The organism is Allobosea sp. GW822-FHT05A11 (assembly GCF_058800455.1).
Genome location: NZ_JBXAMI010000004.1, coordinates 346,533 through 362,775, shown reverse-complemented (window position 1 = coordinate 362,775; position 16,243 = coordinate 346,533). Strand labels below are relative to the sequence as shown.

Here is a 16,243-nt window from a genome sequence, read left to right as displayed (position 1 = left end):
GCGAACCGGCATCCACTTCGCTTGAAAATGCGCCGTCATCGGTATTCGATCCGCGGGTCGATCCAGGCGTAGAGCATGTCGACCGTGAGGTTCATCAGCATATAGGCGACGAGGGTCACCAGGATGCAGCCCTGAAGCAGCGGGTAGTCGCGGGTGCTGATGGCCTGGATCAGAAGACGCCCAAGCCCCGGATAGGTGAAGACCGCCTCCGTCACCACGGCGCCGCCGATGAAACTCGCCATCGTCAGACCAACGATGGTGATGAAGGGTAGCAGCGCATTGCGCATGATGTGGAAGCCGACGATGCGGCTCTCCGGCACGCCCTTGGCGCGGGCGGTGCGGACATAATCCGCCCGCGCCTCGCCGATCAGCGAAGCTCGCAGGAAGCGCGCCAACACCCCCGAGACATAGACCCCGAGCGTCAGCGCCGGCAGGATGAGGCTGCGCAGCGCATCAACAGGCGATTCCCAGAGCGGCACATAGCGCGAGGCCGAAGGCAGCAGGCGCAATTCGACGGCGAAGAGCAGGATCAGCAGAATGCCGAGCCAGAAGGTCGGCACGCCGAGCGCCAGCGCGCTCCAGCCGCTGAGCAGCCGATCGAGCCAGGATTGCGGCTTGATCGCGCTGGCCACGGCAACCGGAATGCCGATCGCGAGCGCAACCAGGATGGCGCAGAGCGCGAGCTGCAGTGTCGCCGGCAAGCGCTCGCCGATCAGATGCAGAACCGGCTGGCGGCTATGCAGCGACAGGCCGAAATCACCTGTGACCGCTCGGCCGAGCCAGTCGAGATACTGCACGATCATCGGCCGGTCGAAGCCGAATTTCCGGGTCACCTCGGCGATTTCCTCGGCCGAGGCGTTCTCGCCGACGATGACCGCCACCGGCCCACCGGGCACGGCGTAGATCATCGCGAAGATCGCGAAGGAAGCGATCAGCAGCACTGGCAGCATCTGGGCGAGGCGGCGCAGGATATAGGAGGTCATCTCCGCCCTCCGACCGTCGCGCCCGAGGCATCGGTCTCGTCATGGTCGAGCAGCGCGGTCAGCGCCCGTCCGATCGTGTCGAGGGAGAGGATCGTCAGCGTCAGCACGATCCCGGGCAGCACCGCATAGCTCGGCGCCTCGTAGAGATAGGATTTGCCGGTGCGCAGCATCTCGCCCCAGCTCGGCGTGGGCGGCGGCACGCCGACCCCGAGAAAGGCGAGCGCCGCCTCCAGCAGGATCGCGACCGAGGCCAGAACGATCGCCTGCACGACCAACGGGCTCAAGGCGTTGGGCAGGATCGTTTTGAACATGATGTAGCCGGGGCTTCCGCCGAAGCCGCGCACCGCCATGACGAAATCGAGCTGGCGCAGTGCCATCACCTGAGCCCGGGCGATGCGCGCAAAGCCCGGTATGCCGGCGATGCCGACCGCGATCAGCGCAGCGCCCTGGCTGCGGCCGAGCACCGCGATCAGCGCCATGGCGAAGAGGATGTTCGGCAGGGCGAGCAGCACGTCGATACAGCGCATCAGCAGGGAATCGCGCCAATCGCCGTAGAAGCCGGCCGCCAGTCCGATCGGCACCCCGACCAGCGCCGCGATGAAGACCGCACCGAAGGCCGTGACGAGCGAGGTACGCGCGCCATAGACGACGCGGGCGAGGATGTCGCGGCCGAGTTCATCGGTGCCGAACCAGCTTTCGGCCGAGGGCGGCTTCAGCGAATCCGCGACGTTTTGCGCCAGCGGATCGAGCGGCAGCAGGCCGGCGCAGATCGCCGTCAGGGCGACCAGGCCGAGAAAGATCAGGCTCAGCGCGGCACCGCGCCGGGCGAACAGCCGGCGCAGCAGGGTGCCGAAGGCGGCCAGCGTCTCGCTCATCGTGCCGCGCCGGAGCCCGATCCCTCAGGGGCCGGCGCGGTCCAGCCGCGCCGGCGGGTTTCGACGGCGTCGCCCTCTCTCATTTGAAGCCGATCGTGCGGGCGACAAAGAGATTGTCCATATCGAGCGTGATGCCGCTGATCTTCTCGGAGGCGACGATCAGGCCGACATCATAGGAGTTGGTCGGGATGGCGAAGGCCTCGTCGACCAGGACGCGGTTGAGGTTGTCATAGGCTGCCTTGACCTCTGCGTCGCCGCCAGCCGCGGCGTCGACCTTGGCGATCGCCTCGACATATGCCGGGTGCGGATGCGGGTCCTTCAGCACCGGGTTCTGCACGGTCCGGTAGATCGTGTTGGTCGAAACGCGCGAGGGGAACTTCTGAACATTGCCGATGGCGCCGAAGGTCGCGTCGAAATCGCCGGCGAGCTGGGCGGTGACGTATTCGGCGCCCTGCAGGACGGTGAGCTCGATCGGAATGCCGACCTTCGCCAGCGTGCCCTGCATGATCTGGCTGAGCGCAACCGCGGCTTCTTCGTTGCCATAGACCAGGAGCTTCCAGCTCTTCATTTCGGCGGGCGAGAGGCCGGAAGCAGCGAGCAGCTTCTTCGCCTTATCGAGATCATAGGCGTAGGTCTTGGTATAGGCGGCATCGAAGGCCGGGCTCGCCGGCGCCCAGGGCAAGGCCACCACCTGGCCCATGCCGGCATAGCCGACGCGCAGCATGCTCTCGCGGTCAACCAGATAGTTGAAGGCCTGGCGGAAGCTCTTGTTCCGGAAGGGGCCTCGCGTCGAGTTGATGCGGAAGACCTGCACGAGCTTGCCCGGCCCGGAAAAGACCTGGTAGCCGGCGGCCTTCAGCCGGACCGCGCTGCGCGAACCGCCATTGTAGATGATATCGATCGCACCCGATTCCAGCGCCGCGCTCGCCGAGGCATCCTCGCTGAACACCGTGAAGACGAGATCTTGCACGATAGGCTGCTTCTCGCGCCAGTATTTCGGGTTGGCCTTGAGCGTCAGGCTCTGGCCGACGGCCCGGTTCACCAGCGTGTAGGGGCCCGTACCGGCCGGCACGGTCTCGACCGTTTCGATGCCCTTCGGGTCGATCGGGATCAGGAACTGCAGGAGATCGAGGATCTGCCGTTCCGGCGCCGGCGCCTTGAAGTTGATCACGACCGTGCGCTCGTCCGGCGCCGCCCAGTCCTTGACGATCGCCATGGTCGAGAAGACGTGCTTGCCGCGCTTGGGGTCGGAGCCCTTCTGGAGCGTCGCCATCACGGCATCGGACTTGAACGGCGTGCCGCTATGAAAGGTGACGCCGTCGCGCAATTTCAGGCTGACCGACTTCTTGTCCGGCGCGATCGTCCACTCGGTGGCGAGGCTCGGCAGCGGCTTTCCGTCCGGCGTGTACTCGATCAGGCTGTCATAAAGGTTCTTCATGACGTGGAAATTGACCGTCGAGAGCTGCTGCGGATCGAAATTTGCGAGCTCGCTGAGCACGCCGACGCGGAGCGTCCCGCCTTTCAACTGTTGGGCAGCAGCGGGCCACGCCGCAGCCAGAGGCGCCGCACCCGCCAGGGCGAGGCCGGCCATACCGAATTGACGTCGCGACAGCTTTGTCATCGCTTTCCCCTTTTGTTGTGTTTGGTTTCGTCTCAGCGCGCCCCCGCTCCCGGCTGGGACGAATGCGCCCGCCAGTCGCTTATTGTCTCCAACGGATAGACCGGGCGCGGAATCCGCTGCCACGGCAGGGTGAACACGTCCGACTGCCCCGGCCCGCGCGTATCGGCGCGAACGAGCCCGGAGGCGATGCGGTCGAAATACTGGAAATTCGAGGCGGTCTTGAGCACGGCCATCTTGTAGTCGGAAAGGTCGATGCCGAAGGCCTCGTAGACATCCGGCACATTGCCCGCGACGCCGCGCAGTTCCGAGATCAGCAGCGTCACCGGCCCGACATCGAAGACCGCGACGCGGCCCATGTCGACCTCTCGCTGGTGGTTGAATTTGAGCGGGATCGAGCCGCCGCCGAGCTTCCGCACCCGCCCGGTCACCGTCAGCGGCTTGAAGAAAGCGGTCGCCGCATCGCCCCCCAGCGGCAGCGTCACCTCGGCGCCCTCACCCGCCGCCGTCAGCGTCGCGACGGCTTTGGGCGAGATCAGCGGGATCAGGGCTTTGCTCCTGATCCCGAGCCGCAGCATCGTTTCCAACAGCAGGTTGCTGTCGCCGGCCGCGCCGCCGAAGACCGTGTCGCCGGTATCGCTGACCACGACGATGCCGCGCTCGGCCGCATCGGCCTTGCGCACGGCATCGTCGATCGAGACCGCCTCGCGCACCTGGAAATCATCGCGCATCGACCAGGCAAGATCGGCCAGCTCGTCGGCAAGCGTCTCGGCCAGCGCCTGATCGCCATCGGTGACCACGATCGTCGACCAGCCGCCCTCGGCGACATCGAGCCAGGGCTGCATCGGGTAGTTCGAGGCCTGCAGGACGCGCCGGTCGGCCTCGATGGCGCGGGCCCGGTCGAACCAGACCTTCATCGGCCCCTTCGAGGTCAGGAACTGTTCCTGATGCGAGAGCAGCGGAATCTTCCGCCAGGCCATGACCGGCCGGCATTTCTCGCTGAGGATGCGCAGCAGCACCTCGGTGCCGACCTTGCCGGTGTCGAACACGTCATGCGGCTGAGTGCGGTGCCCGACGATGGCCGTGCAATTGGCCATGATCTTCTGCGTGATATTGGCGTGGTGATCGAGCCCGAGCAGGATCGGCACGTTCGGCCCGAGAATCCTGCGGCAGAGCTCGGCCTGCTCACCCTCGACATCGTCGATGCCCTCGGCCGCGCAGGCGCCGTGCAGATGCAGAACGAGCCCGTCGATCGGCCCCACCGTCTCAAGGCCAGCCCGGATCTTCGCCTGGAAGAAGTCGAAGGCCTCGCGCGAGATGCGCCCGCCCGCCACGGCCCAGGCGCGGATGATCGGGATCGTCTCGATCGCGAGGCCGCTCTCCTTCACCGCCGCATAATGCCCGCCGATCTGGCCGATCTCGCCGAACTGCCGGGCGATCTCCTCGCCCTCGACGAGGCCGAAAGCCTCGAAATCGGCAAGCGTCGTCAGCAACGGATTGAAGTCGTTCGTCTCCTGAACGATGTGGATCAGCGCCAGACGCACGGGCATCCTCCCGGATTGCGGCTCCGCTGATCCGGCCGATGCCGGGCGAAGCGACTTGTCGGTCTTCAGGGCATCGTGCCAGCCTGCATTTTCAGGCCAGCAGCATGGTCAAAAGCGTAGTTGCCACAGATATTTCGCGTCAAGGATTGGATGTTCCACCCAAAGGAACACGCGATCAGGCGGCAATTTCGGTCCGGCTCTTCGGCCAATAGCGGCAGGAGACGCCGTGCCCCGGCGCGATCTCGTGCCATTCGCGCGTCCCGTCCTGCGCATGATCGACACCATGGACGCAAGCGCCGCCATCGCCGTCGAGGAAGCGCAGATCAGGCGGTGGGCGCCGCAAACGCTCGCGCTGGAGCACGGGATCGGGTACCGGCACCGCATCGAGCAGCAGCTGCGTGTAAGGGTGCGCCGGGCTGTCATAGACCTGTCCCGCGCTGCCCATCTCGACGATGCGCCCTCGGAACATCACGGCGACGCGATGCGCCATCTCGCGGACGATCGCGAGGTCATGCGCGATGAAGAGATAGGACAGGCCGAGTTTCTCCTGCAGCGATTGCAGCAGCGCGACGATCTGCGCCTGCGTGCGCACGTCGAGAGCGGAGACCGGCTCGTCGCAGACGACGAAATCGGGATTGACCGCCAGGGCGCGGGCGATGACGACGCGCTGTCGCTGTCCGCCGGAAAATTCGTGCGGATAGCGCTGCATCACCAACGGATCGAGACTGACCAGCTCCAGCAGTTCTTCGACACGCTCGCGGATTCGGTTCGCCGGCACCGTGCCATGGACCTGCAAGGGCTCGCTCAGGATCTGCCCGATCGTCATCCGTGGATGCAGGCTGGAATAAGGGTTCTGCAGCACGAACTGCATATGCCGGCGCATGCGGCGCAGCTCGCCCGAGCGCATCGTGGTCAATTCCTGACCGAGGAGCCTGACCGAGCCTTCGCTCGTCTTCTGGAGCTGGAGGATCGCGCGCCCGGCCGTGGTCTTGCCCGAGCCAGACTGGCCGACGAGCCCAAGCGTCTGCCCAGGCGCGATATCGAAGGAGACCCGCTCGACCGCCTTGACCGGCGGGGCGCCGCGCCGCGCCGGAAACAGCACCGAGAGATCGCGGACCTGAAGCAGCGGCTCCGTCATCGCACCGCCCCCGCCCCTTGCAGCCGCGGCACGGCATCGAGCAGCGCCCGCGTATAGGCATGCTGCGGCCGCGCGAAGACATCGTCGACCGGGCCGGCCTCGACGATCTCGCCGCGATACATCACGTTCACCCGGTCGACCATGCCGGCGACGACACCGAAATCATGGGTGATCAGCATCAGCGCCATGCCGCGTTCCTCCCGCAGCCGCAGCAGCAACCGCAGGATCTGCGCCTGCACGGTGACGTCGAGCGCCGTCGTCGGCTCGTCGGCGATCAACAGGTCGGGTTCGCAGGAGATCGCGATGGCGATCATCACGCGTTGGCGCTGCCCGCCCGAGAACTGATGCGGGAAATCGTCGACGCGCCGCGCCGGATCGGGAATGCCGACGAGGTCGAGCAATTCGACACTGCGCTCGCGCGCTGCCTTGGCGGGCAGGCCGAGATGGCGGCGCAGCATATCGCCCATCTGCGCGCCGATGCTCATCACTGGGTTGAGCGACGTCATCGGGTCCTGGAAGACCATGGCGATGCGCCGGCCGCGCAGGTCGCGCATCTCGTCCTCGCCGAGCCCGAGCAACTCCTGCCCCCAGAAGGCGACCGAGCCGCCGAGCCCGATCGAGGCGCCCTCGGGCGCCAGTCGCATCAGCGCCTTGGCGGTGACGCTCTTGCCGCAGCCGGATTCGCCGACGAAGCCGACCGCCTCGTCGGCGTTGATATCGAAGGAGATGCCGCGCACCGCCTGGATCACTTCGCGGCGGGTCGTAACCGTCGCGGTGAGGTCGCTCACCTTGAGCAGCGAGCCGGTCATCGCACGCTCCCCACGTCGAGAACCTCGCGCAAGCCATTGGCGATGATGATGAAGGTCAAGGTCGCGAAGACGATCGCGAGCGCCGGCCCGACCACCGTCAGCGGCGCGAGCTCCATGAACTGGCGGGCTTCCGAGAGCATGCCGCCCCAGTTCGGATCGGGCGGCGGCGGGCCGAGGCCGAGGAAGGAGAGCGCCGTCACCGTGAAGATCGTCTGCGACAGCGTCAGGCTCGTGGCGACGAGGATCGGCGAGACCACGATCGGCAGGATATGGCGCAGCACGAGACGCATCTCGCTCATGCCGACACTGCGGGCCGCCTCGACATGGTCCCATTGCTTGACGCTGAGCACCGGCGCCCGCACCACCCGCGCCATGGCCGGCATATAGACGATGGCGATGGTCAGGATCAGGTTCGGCACGCTCGGCCCCAGCGCCGCGACCACCGCGATCGCCAGCAGCAGCACCGGGAAAGCGAAGACGACATCGAGCAGCCGCATGATGATCTCGTCGGTGCGCCCGCCGAGATAACCGGCCGCGAGCCCGAGGATCAGCCCGGCCACCAGCGCGATCAGCACGGCCGAGACCGTTATGAGCAGTGTCGTGCGCCCGCCGACGATCAGCCGGCTCAGCACGTCGCGCCCGATCGAATCCGTGCCGAGCCAATGGGCGGCGCTGGCCGGCGCCAGCGAATCCGGCGAGGTCACCGAAGGATCATAGGGCGCGACCAGCGGCGCGAAGATCGTCAGCACCAGCATCGCGGCCAGCATGGCGAGGCCGACGCCAAGCAGGAGCCAACCCTGCGTGATCCCCGCCCCCTTCCGCTCCGCCACGACCGGCGCGCTGTCCTGCATCGCGCCGCTCACATCTGCACCCGTGCATCGACGCGGGCATAGGCGATGTCGATCATCGTGTTGACCAGCACGACGATGCCGGCCGCGACCAGCACGATCGCCTGGATCACCGGATAGTCGCGGCTGTTGATGGAATCGAACAGGTACTGCCCCATGCCGGGAATGGCGAAGATGGTCTCGACCAGGATGCTGCCGCCGAGTAGCGCCGCGATCTTGAGGCCCGCGGCGGTGATCACCGGCGTCAGCGCATTACGCATCAGGTAGTCGCGCAGGATCGCCGCCGGCGTCAGGCCCTTGGCGCGGGCGACCATGACGAAATCCTGGCTGGCAACCTCGAGCACGGCGGCGCGGGTGTTCTCGGCGATCGTCACGGAGACCGCGAGCGCCAGCGCGATGGCCGGCAGCAGCAGGCTTGCGAGATTGCCGAGCGGGCTTTCGAGGAAGGGCGTGTAGCCGAGCACCGTGATCTCCGGGAAATAGAGCCCGAACAGCAGCACGATCAGCGTCGCCACGACGTAATTCGGCACCGCCAGCATCAGCCCGTTCCAGAGCCGGACCAGCCAGTCTGTCGCGCCACGCAAACGCGCGGCGGCAAGCCCGGAGGCGACGCCCATCACGGCCGCGATGACAGCGGCGAGAAGCGTGAGCTGGATGGTGACGATAAGCCTGTTCAGCAACTCGCCGAGCACCGGCTGCCGGGTGACGAATGACTTCCCGAAATCGCCGGTCAGCGCAGCCCCGAGCCAGCTCAGGTATTGCGCCATCAGCGGCTGGTCGAGGCCGAGGTCGCGCCGGATCGTCGCCAGAACCTCCGGCGCCACGCTCTGCGAGCCCGCCGCCGCGATGGCGAAATCGCCGGGAATGGCGCGCATCAGCATGAAGGCGACGAAGGAGACGCCGAGCAGGATCGCAGCCATCCAGGCCAGGCGCCCGAGGATGAAGCGCGTCATCGGCAGACCTCCGCCGGGCGGCGGCAGGCCGGGCCTATTTCTTCAGCCATGTCGTACGCACGAAGGAGCGGATATTCGCGGCGAGCGGTACATAGCCCTGGACGTAGTTCCACCAGATCTCCCAGCGCAGCGGGTACTGGTAGATCTGGATGACATAGGCGTTCTCGGCTATGCGCTTCTGGATATCGAGGTTCTTGGCCGCGCGCTTGGGAATGTCGAGCTCGGCCCGCGCCTCCAAAATCATCTTGTCGAGCTCCGGATCGTTCGAGCCCATTCCCTTGCCGTAGCCGCTGGTCGAGGTGATGTACTGGAACACACTGTCCGGATCCGGTGTCCAGGACAGCGCGACCGAGAGCAGCGTCGGCCAGTCGCCGCTCGCCCATTTGGCCAGGAGCGGCGCGGTCTCCATCGGCACCAGCTTCACGGTGATGCCCGCCGCCTGCCATTGCTGCTGCAGGATCTGCGCACAGGCGACGTCGAGCGGATTGGCCGCGACGATGATATAATCGCCGAGGTCGATCCCGTTGGGATAGCCGGCCTCGGCCAGCAGCGCCTTCGCCGCCGCCGGATCGTGCTTGTAATAGGGCAGTTCGCTCACGCCGTCATAGCCGCCGACCTGGCTTTCCGGGATCATCGCACCGACCTTGCCCGAGCCGCCGAGCACGGTGTCGAGGCAGGCCTTGCGATCCGTCGCGAGGCTGAGCGCCCGACGCACCTTCACGTCGTTCAGCGGCTTGGCCTTCATGTTCAGCCAGATCGGGAAGGTGCGCGAGGTCTGGCCCGGTGCCGAGACGAAATTCCGCGAGGCGCGCGAAATCGCGGTCGCGACCTTCGGATCCTTCACCCAGGTCATGTCGATGGCGCGCGAGCGCAGCGCCGAGGTCAGCGTCGCCTGGTCCTTGTAGAACTTGAAGATCACCTTCGCGAGATAGGGCTCGCCCTTCTCGTAATAGCCGTCGAAGCGTGTCAGCGAGAATTGCTGGTTCGGCTGATAGGCCTCGAAGGCGAAGGGGCCGGTGCCGACCGGCTGTGTGGCGAGGTTCTCGACGCCGACCGGCACGATCGCACCGTTCGGATTGCTGGCGAGATTGCTGAGGAAGGCCGCGTCGGTCGCGTTGAGCTGGAATTTCACGGTGAACGGATCGACCACCGTCACCGAATCGATGCTCGAATAGAGCGGCCTGAGCCGGCTGCCCGTGGCCGGGTTCATGATCCGGTCGAAGGTGTTCTTGACGTCGGCGGCAGAGAAATCCTTGCCGTTGTGGAATTTCACGCCCTGCCGGAGCTTGAAGACATAGGTCTTCGGATCGGGCTGCTCGTAGCCAGTCGCCAGGTCCGGCTCGATCTTCATCTCAGCGTTCCAGCGCAGCAGGCCGGAATAGAGCAGGCTGGTGAAATCATAGGACGAGAAGGCGTTGACCGTGACCGGGTCGAGCCCGATCGGGTCGGCATCGGCGCCGATCGTCAACGTGCCGCCGGCGACCGGGGGCTGGCCTTGAGCCAAGGCGAGGCCGCTCCACAGGCCGGGCGCCGCCAACGCCGCACCGCCCGCCGTCAGCAGCTGCAGCAGGCTGCGCCGCTGCAGGCCCTGGACAGCGGCGTCGGTCTCGTCGGTCATCGGGAATGACGGTGTCGTCACGAACAATCCTCCCAGCATCCTGCTTGCCGGCCGATCCCGGCCGTTTTCACGCGAGACGAGATCCGGCCTTCGCCATGCGCCCCGTCATCGCGGCCCGTCTCGTCCGCGTCGCGGATGGTGGGCCTTCCCTCTTGAGGTTCAGGCTAGGAAGGGGTGGAATTCACGTCAAGGATTACCGGTTTCGCTGGAAGAAACAGCACGTCACCCCTGCCTGAAGTTCCTGGCGGGCAGGAACTATCGTTACCCAGCGCGGTTACATGAAACCCGGATTGCGCGGCAGATACTGCGCCCAGTCTCCATAGCCGGGCGACGCCATCAGCAACATCGGAAAGGTAATCCGCATGCCCTGGTCGATGGCAAGGCTCAAGGCGCCGTCGCATGTGCCGGGCAGAAACGCCGACACTGTCTCTGCGCCGCGGTCTGACGCCAACTTCAGGGCCGCCACAAAGACATCGCGTAGCCTGTCCGGTCTGGTTGCCGCGAGAGGGCCGATATGCCCGCTACTGCTTGTATAGCAGTAGCCGACGCAATCATTGCCGGCATAAAGTAGCTTACCGTCGCTCGTCGGATCGTCATGCAGGTAGCGGTGATGCTTGTCCCGGGACGTGCCAATGGCATGGGAATCGATCGCGGCGAGCCTTTTCAGAGTTGCAGCACTGGCGTCGATCGGGACGGCGCGCAAGGCCGTCTTCGGCAGGCTTTGCAGCGCCCGTTCGCGCAGCAGGCTGAAGAAATAGACCGGCATCTTCGGAAAAAGCCCGTGCCGCATGTAGAGGCCCTGCGAGACACGGTTGAAGGTGAAGGTGATCAGCGCCTTATGGGCGGCTCCAGATCGCCCGGCATGCTCCATGGTGCGTTCCAGCAGGACGTTCCCGATGCCCTGGCCCTGCCGGGATGGATCGACGAACAGCTGGGCCAGAAACCAGAGTTCTCCGCAAACCCAACTCCAGGCGAAGCCGACGATTTCGCCCCCCTCCTCCGCGACCCACAGGCCAGCAGGATCATCCTTCAGCGAAAACGACTGAAAGCTCGAAGCGCCTGCGGTCGCCATCGGCCCGAAGCCGTGCCGAACCGTCAAATCGTTGATACTGGCAACCACCAGAGCATCCGCCCGAACCAAATCCTCGGCGCGGGCTGGCCTGCAAACGAGCGACATCGGCGCCCCCCGACAGAGGCTCCAAGGCTAGGCGCGAACAGTGGAATGATCCTACCAGTTCTGCTGCGCTTCGTCTTGGATGCCCCGCCCCCCTGCCCGGTCCCGCCTAGAAGAACGTCCGGATTGCGCCGGTGACGTTCCAGTCATCGTCGACCAGCATCAGCACGGCCCATTTGTCGAAGGTCAGGCAGGGATGGGCGATACCGAAGGCCACCATATCGCCGACCTGAAGCGGGCTCTCGTCCGGCGTGCCGAGATGGCAGTGCTGGTCGTTGAGCGCCAGGACCGTATGGCCCGCCGGCATCGGCTCCGGCCGGGCCATCGCCCCGCCCGGCCGATACCAGCGCAGCGGCACCGGCAAGGCGGAATCATAGGTGACGTCGCGCTTGCCGAGCGTGAGCAGGCTGCGCCCGCGCTCCGGCCGCGACTGCACATAGGCCCAGACCTCGAGAGCGGGTTCGAGCCCGCCCTGCGGCAGCTTCAGGCTGGTCTCCAGCATGATCCGGCGGAAAGAGGCGGAATAGCCGAGATCGTCATGCGTCACATAGCAGCCGGAGCGCAGCACCTTGAGGAGCGGGCGCCCGAGGCTCGCCGCGTTGAATTTTTCGCCGACGCGGTCGAACAGCGCGGTTCCGCCGGCGCTCAGGACCAGCGGCTCGGGGCCGAGCAGGCCCTCGGCATTCGCCGCCGCCGCGACGGCGATCACCTCGTCGAGCAGCTTATCCGCACCTGCACTGTCGCTATGCAGGCCCTCGAAGCATTCGAAGCCGGCGAGCCGCAGGCCCGGCGCGCCCGCAACGGCCCGCGCCACGGCCAGCGCTTCTTCCCGCGTCCGGGCGCCGGTGCGCCCGCCCATGAAACCGATCTCGACGAAAACACGCAGCGGATTGGCACCCGCATGCCCCTTGGAGGCTTCCGCCAGCAAGCCGACCCCGGTGACGCTGTCGGCAAGGCAGTAGAGCTCGAAGCCGGGTTCCCGCAGTGCTTCGAAACAGGCTGCCACCTCCTGCCGCCCGATCGGCTGGTTGGCGAGGATCACGCGCTTCACGCCGAAATGCCGGGCAACGGCGAGTTGCTGCATCGTCGCGACCGTGATTGCCCAGGCGCCGTCGGCAATCTGCAGGTCGAAGAGCTGGGGCGCCATCGTCGTCTTGCCATGCGGCGCGATCAGCAGATCATTTGCCCCGGTGAAGGCGCTCATCCAGGCGCTGTTGGCCTTCAATACGCTTTCGCGGATCACCGCGAGCGGCATCGGCATGTCACCAGCGAGCACGTTCCAGCCCTGCTTGCCGACATCGCCGAGCCGCAGCGATGCGCCCGGCGGCAGCCCCTTCGCCAGCACGTCGAGACGCTGGTCCTCGATCTCGCGGAGCGACAGGCGTGGAAGCGGGGCGGAAGCAGTCACAGCCATGGGTTCGGGTCCAGCGGAGAGAAGGGGCGCTTCACCTTGGTATAGGGGATCTTGGTCGCATCCGGCGGATAAGGTCCACCGCTGTCGAGATAAAGCACTTGTGCCGCGATCGGCGCGAAGGCGGCGTGGAAATGGTTGGAGGACTTCACCACCACGACCTTCTTGGCGCTGAGATCAATGCCCAGATTGGTGAAGACCGGCGGGCTGAAGGTCTGTGCCCGCGTCGAGGCCAGCACGATATCGAGCTGGCCGATCCGGATCGCCGCGGCGGGGCCGAGCGAGACCCAACTCTGCTCGAACGGGATCAGCAGGTCCCCGGTCGTGCCGACGACTTTCACCACCGCATCGATCGGCCGGCCTGAAGACGGCGCCGCCTTGCCGATGAAGCGCAAGGGAATCTCAGTGCCGACACCGGCCGCCCGGCACAGGCTCACCGCCACCGGGTCCCACAGAGCCCCGATCGCCGCCGGAATTTCCGGATGCCGCAGCAGCGCCTCGACCATCACCGAGGAATCGCCCGCGACGCCGCCGCCCGGATTGTCCCAGCGATCGGCCAGCACCACCGGCTTGCCGGGCTCGGCCAGTGCGAGCGCGGCCGCAATGCCCTCCTCCGGCTTGTAGTGCTTCGGCGAGCCGCCCTGCCCCCAGCGCAGGATTTCCAGCCCGAGCTGCTTCGCCAGCGCCGCCGCCTTCGCCTCGTCGCCATCGGCGATCACGAGCACCTTGGTCCCGACATCGGCGACATCGGCCGCCTGGAAACCATGCGCGACCGAGATCGAGAGGATGCCGTCCTTCCCCTCCATCGCCATCAGCCGGTCGACGAAGCTGCGGCCGGGCTCGCGGCTGGTCATGAAGGCGGCGAGCCCCCGGCAATCGAACACGGCGCTGACCGGCTTCACCTGCTTGCGCGCCGTCTTCAGGCAGAGCTCCAGCAGGTCCTCGGCCCGCGCCAGGAAATCCGTATGCGGGAATTCCTTGAAGGCGACGATGATGTCGGCGCCCGCGACCATCTCAGCGGTGAGATGGCAATGCATGTCGAGTTCGGCACCGATGACGCAATCCGGTCCGGCCAGCGCCCTCACCCGCGCGATCAGGTCACCCTCGCAATCGTCATAGCCACGCGCCACCATCGAGCCGTGCAGGCCGAGCAGCACGATATCGACCGGCAGCGCCGCCTTGAGTTGGCCGAGGATCTCGTCGCGCAGGCTCTCATAGCCCTCCTGCGAGACAAGGCCAGCCGGCTCGGCCCAGGTCGCCGTGCCCTCGACCAGCTCGTAGCCCTCGCTGGCGGCGCGGCGGCGTGCCGCGACGGTCGGCGCCGAGCACAGGGTCGGCGTATCCGGGTGCGTGCCGGGCGGGCAGTAGAAGGCGCCCTCGAAGGCGCTGCGATCGACGAAGAGCGGCGCGAACGTATTGGTTTCCGTCGCCAGCGACGCAGTGAAGACGCGCATCCGCATGCTCTCTCGGTCTGAGGCGGCAGCCGCCCCTTCGGACCGCCGACCCGCCCATGAAACCGGGACGGGATGCGGACTGTCAAAGCGTCCGCGTTCCTTGCAATGGAACAATGCAGGCTTGATCTGGAACAGATCGGCGGCCGAGATGCGCAGGCCTCGCAAGCCTGGGAGATTCAACCGATCATGTCCCGCCGCCGCATCCTGCTGGGATCGCTCTTCCACGAGACCCACAGCTTCGTCGACGAAGAGACGACGCTCGCCGACTTCACCATCCGCAAAGGCGCGGAATTGCTGGCCCGCCGCGGCGACGGTTCGACCATCGACGGCTTCCTCGAGGTGGCGGAAACCGAGGGCTGGGAGGTCCTGCCGACGATCGACTACGGCGCCTTGCCGGCCGGCACGGTCGCTCATGCGGTCTTCGAACGCTTCCTCGCGGAATTCGATGCGGGGCTGAGAGCGGCCCTCGCGGATGGCGGCCTCGACGGCATCTGGCTTGCGCTGCACGGCGCGATGGTCACGACCGCCTGCCTCGACCCGGAAGGCGCGCTGCTGGCCCATATCCGCTCGGTGCCCGGCTGCGAAACCCTGCCGATCTTCGCCGTCTTTGACCTGCACGCCAATTTCACCGCTTCCATGGCGCAGCATGCCAACGCTCTCGTCGCCTACCGCGAGAACCCCCACACGGACGCCCGCGAATCCGCCGTCCGCTCCGCGAGATTGCTGGCGAAGTCGCTCGCGAGCGGGGAGCTGCCGCGCATGCTCTCCTGCAACGCCCCCGTGATCTGGCCGCCGACCGGCACCGGCACGGCCGACCGCCCGATGCGCGATCTCGAAGCGCTGGCGCGCGGGATCGAGCAGGACAATCCGGCGATCTGGGTCGCCAGCGTCATCGGCGGCTATTCCTTCTCCGATGTGCCCGAGGCCGGCGTCGCCTTCGCCATAGCCTTCACCGGCCCGGAGGCTCCCGCCCGCGAAGCGCTGGAACGCCTCACCGCGACTGCAATCGAACTTCGCGAATCCGGCTTGCCGGCGGAATGGGACATCGACGAGGCCGTCGCGAAGATTCTGCGCTCTGAGGGCGGCCCCTATATCGTGGTCGAGCCGGCCGACAATATCGGCGGCGGCGCGCCGGGCGACGCGACCTCGGTGCTGCGCGCCTTCCTGCGCCATGGCGTCGAGAACTGCGCCGTCGCCATCGCCGATCCCGTCGCGGTCACCGCCATGGCCGGCGCGAAGCCCGGCGAAATCCGCAAGCTCTCGATCGGCGGCAAGGGCAGCGCCATCGCTGAAGGGCCGGTCGAGATCGAGGCGCGCTTCATCAGCGCCAGCGACGGCGAATTCGCGCTGGAGGACCTGAACAGCCATCTCGCCGCCGCGCAGGGCTCGCATTTCAGCATGGGGCCCTGCGTGGTCGTGCAGGTCGCGGGCGTCACGGTGCTGCTGAGCAGCCGCAAGACGCCGCCCTTCGACCTCGGCCAGCTCCGCTCGCAGGGCATCGAGCCGGAGACGCTGAAAGCGATCGGCGTGAAGGCTGCGGTCGCGCATCGGCGCGCCTACGACAAGATCGCCAAGGGCAGCTTCACTGTGGCGACGCCCGGCCCCTGCACCAGCCGGATCACCGGCCTGCCCTACAAGCGCCTGCGCCGGCCGGTATTTCCGCTGGATTGAGTGGCGAGGCCGCGCCGTCATTCTCGGGCGAAGCGCAGCGCAGACCCGAGAACCTCATGACGAGAGGCGCAAACAGCCTCCTCCGGTCTGAGATGCTCGGGTCAAGCCCGAGCATGACGCTCATGTGCCCCAAGCGCATTTTCCCTC

General features: G+C 66.7%; 13 protein-coding genes. 1 reads left to right on the top strand and 12 read right to left on the bottom strand.

From position 1 onward, the window contains the following. Nucleotides 1–35: 35 nt before the first annotated feature. From AC1RLU_RS15630 to AC1RLU_RS15575, 12 genes are all read right to left on the bottom strand, one after another. Nucleotides 36–983 (bottom strand): ABC transporter permease, encoded by a 948-nt coding sequence (locus tag AC1RLU_RS15630; protein WP_492796592.1) that lies wholly within the window; start codon nucleotides 981–983, stop codon nucleotides 36–38. Beyond that, nucleotides 980–1,858 carry an ABC transporter permease gene (locus tag AC1RLU_RS15625; protein WP_492796591.1) on the bottom strand — a complete coding sequence of 293 codons (879 nt, stop codon included), beginning with the start codon at nucleotides 1,856–1,858 and terminating at the stop codon, nucleotides 980–982. Before AC1RLU_RS15625 ends, AC1RLU_RS15630 begins: the two co-directional genes overlap by 4 nt. A 79-nt stretch (nucleotides 1,859–1,937) precedes the next feature. Then, a complete protein-coding gene (locus AC1RLU_RS15620; protein ID WP_492796590.1) occupies nucleotides 1,938–3,479 on the bottom strand; it encodes an ABC transporter substrate-binding protein in 1,542 nt (513 codons plus the stop codon). Between the two features lie 32 nt (nucleotides 3,480–3,511). Beyond that, nucleotides 3,512–5,026, bottom strand: a complete 1,515-nt coding sequence (locus AC1RLU_RS15615) for a M81 family metallopeptidase (RefSeq protein ID WP_492796589.1) — start codon at nucleotides 5,024–5,026, stop codon at nucleotides 3,512–3,514. A gap of 169 nt (nucleotides 5,027–5,195) precedes the next feature. After that, entirely contained in the window at nucleotides 5,196–6,158 is a 963-nt protein-coding gene (locus tag AC1RLU_RS15610; protein WP_492796587.1) for an ABC transporter ATP-binding protein, read from the bottom strand. After that, entirely contained in the window at nucleotides 6,155–6,967 is an 813-nt protein-coding gene (locus tag AC1RLU_RS15605; RefSeq protein WP_492796586.1) for an ABC transporter ATP-binding protein, read from the bottom strand. Before AC1RLU_RS15605 ends, AC1RLU_RS15610 begins: the two co-directional genes overlap by 4 nt. After that, the gene (locus tag AC1RLU_RS15600) at nucleotides 6,964–7,818 is read right to left on the bottom strand and encodes an ABC transporter permease (RefSeq protein WP_492796584.1); all 855 of its coding nucleotides are present in this window, start codon (nucleotides 7,816–7,818) and stop codon (nucleotides 6,964–6,966) included. Before AC1RLU_RS15600 ends, AC1RLU_RS15605 begins: the two co-directional genes overlap by 4 nt. 8 nt (nucleotides 7,819–7,826) lie before the next feature. Further along, nucleotides 7,827–8,768: an ABC transporter permease gene (locus AC1RLU_RS15595; protein WP_492796583.1), complete on the bottom strand. Its 942-nt coding sequence runs from the start codon at nucleotides 8,766–8,768 to the stop codon at nucleotides 7,827–7,829. 34 nt (nucleotides 8,769–8,802) lie between these two features. Continuing rightward, a complete protein-coding gene (locus AC1RLU_RS15590; RefSeq protein WP_492796582.1) occupies nucleotides 8,803–10,407 on the bottom strand; it encodes an ABC transporter substrate-binding protein in 1,605 nt (534 codons plus the stop codon). Between the two features lie 253 nt (nucleotides 10,408–10,660). Continuing rightward, nucleotides 10,661–11,563, bottom strand: a complete 903-nt coding sequence (locus AC1RLU_RS15585; RefSeq protein WP_492796581.1) for a GNAT family N-acetyltransferase — start codon at nucleotides 11,561–11,563, stop codon at nucleotides 10,661–10,663. A gap of 106 nt (nucleotides 11,564–11,669) precedes the next feature. Further along, a complete protein-coding gene (locus AC1RLU_RS15580; protein ID WP_492796579.1) occupies nucleotides 11,670–12,974 on the bottom strand; it encodes an alanine racemase in 1,305 nt (434 codons plus the stop codon). Further along, on the bottom strand, nucleotides 12,965–14,425 hold the full coding sequence (locus AC1RLU_RS15575) for a M81 family metallopeptidase (RefSeq protein ID WP_492796578.1): 1,461 nt from the start codon (nucleotides 14,423–14,425) through the stop codon (nucleotides 12,965–12,967). The genes AC1RLU_RS15580 and AC1RLU_RS15575 overlap by 10 nt, the downstream gene beginning before the upstream one ends. A 186-nt stretch (nucleotides 14,426–14,611) precedes the next feature. Here AC1RLU_RS15575 and AC1RLU_RS15570 point away from each other — a divergent pair, with 186 nt between their 5' ends. Further along, a complete protein-coding gene (locus AC1RLU_RS15570) occupies nucleotides 14,612–16,096 on the top strand; it encodes a M81 family metallopeptidase (RefSeq protein ID WP_492796576.1) in 1,485 nt (494 codons plus the stop codon). The last annotated feature ends 147 nt before the right edge of the window (nucleotides 16,097–16,243 follow it).

Coding starts and splice junctions, on each gene's coding strand:
- AC1RLU_RS15630 (WP_492796592.1), bottom strand. CDS start 983: ATGACCTCCTATATCCTGCGCCGCCTCGCCCAGATGCTGCCAGTGCTG.
- AC1RLU_RS15625 (WP_492796591.1), bottom strand. CDS start 1,858: ATGAGCGAGACGCTGGCCGCCTTCGGCACCCTGCTGCGCCGGCTGTTC.
- AC1RLU_RS15620 (WP_492796590.1), bottom strand. CDS start 3,479: ATGACAAAGCTGTCGCGACGTCAATTCGGTATGGCCGGCCTCGCCCTG.
- AC1RLU_RS15615 (WP_492796589.1), bottom strand. CDS start 5,026: ATGCCCGTGCGTCTGGCGCTGATCCACATCGTTCAGGAGACGAACGAC.
- AC1RLU_RS15610 (WP_492796587.1), bottom strand. CDS start 6,158: ATGACGGAGCCGCTGCTTCAGGTCCGCGATCTCTCGGTGCTGTTTCCG.
- AC1RLU_RS15605 (WP_492796586.1), bottom strand. CDS start 6,967: ATGACCGGCTCGCTGCTCAAGGTGAGCGACCTCACCGCGACGGTTACG.
- AC1RLU_RS15600 (WP_492796584.1), bottom strand. CDS start 7,818: ATGCAGGACAGCGCGCCGGTCGTGGCGGAGCGGAAGGGGGCGGGGATC.
- AC1RLU_RS15595 (WP_492796583.1), bottom strand. CDS start 8,768: ATGACGCGCTTCATCCTCGGGCGCCTGGCCTGGATGGCTGCGATCCTG.
- AC1RLU_RS15585 (WP_492796581.1), bottom strand. CDS start 11,563: ATGTCGCTCGTTTGCAGGCCAGCCCGCGCCGAGGATTTGGTTCGGGCG.
- AC1RLU_RS15580 (WP_492796579.1), bottom strand. CDS start 12,974: ATGGCTGTGACTGCTTCCGCCCCGCTTCCACGCCTGTCGCTCCGCGAG.
- AC1RLU_RS15575 (WP_492796578.1), bottom strand. CDS start 14,425: ATGCGCGTCTTCACTGCGTCGCTGGCGACGGAAACCAATACGTTCGCG.
- AC1RLU_RS15570 (WP_492796576.1), top strand. CDS start 14,612: ATGTCCCGCCGCCGCATCCTGCTGGGATCGCTCTTCCACGAGACCCAC.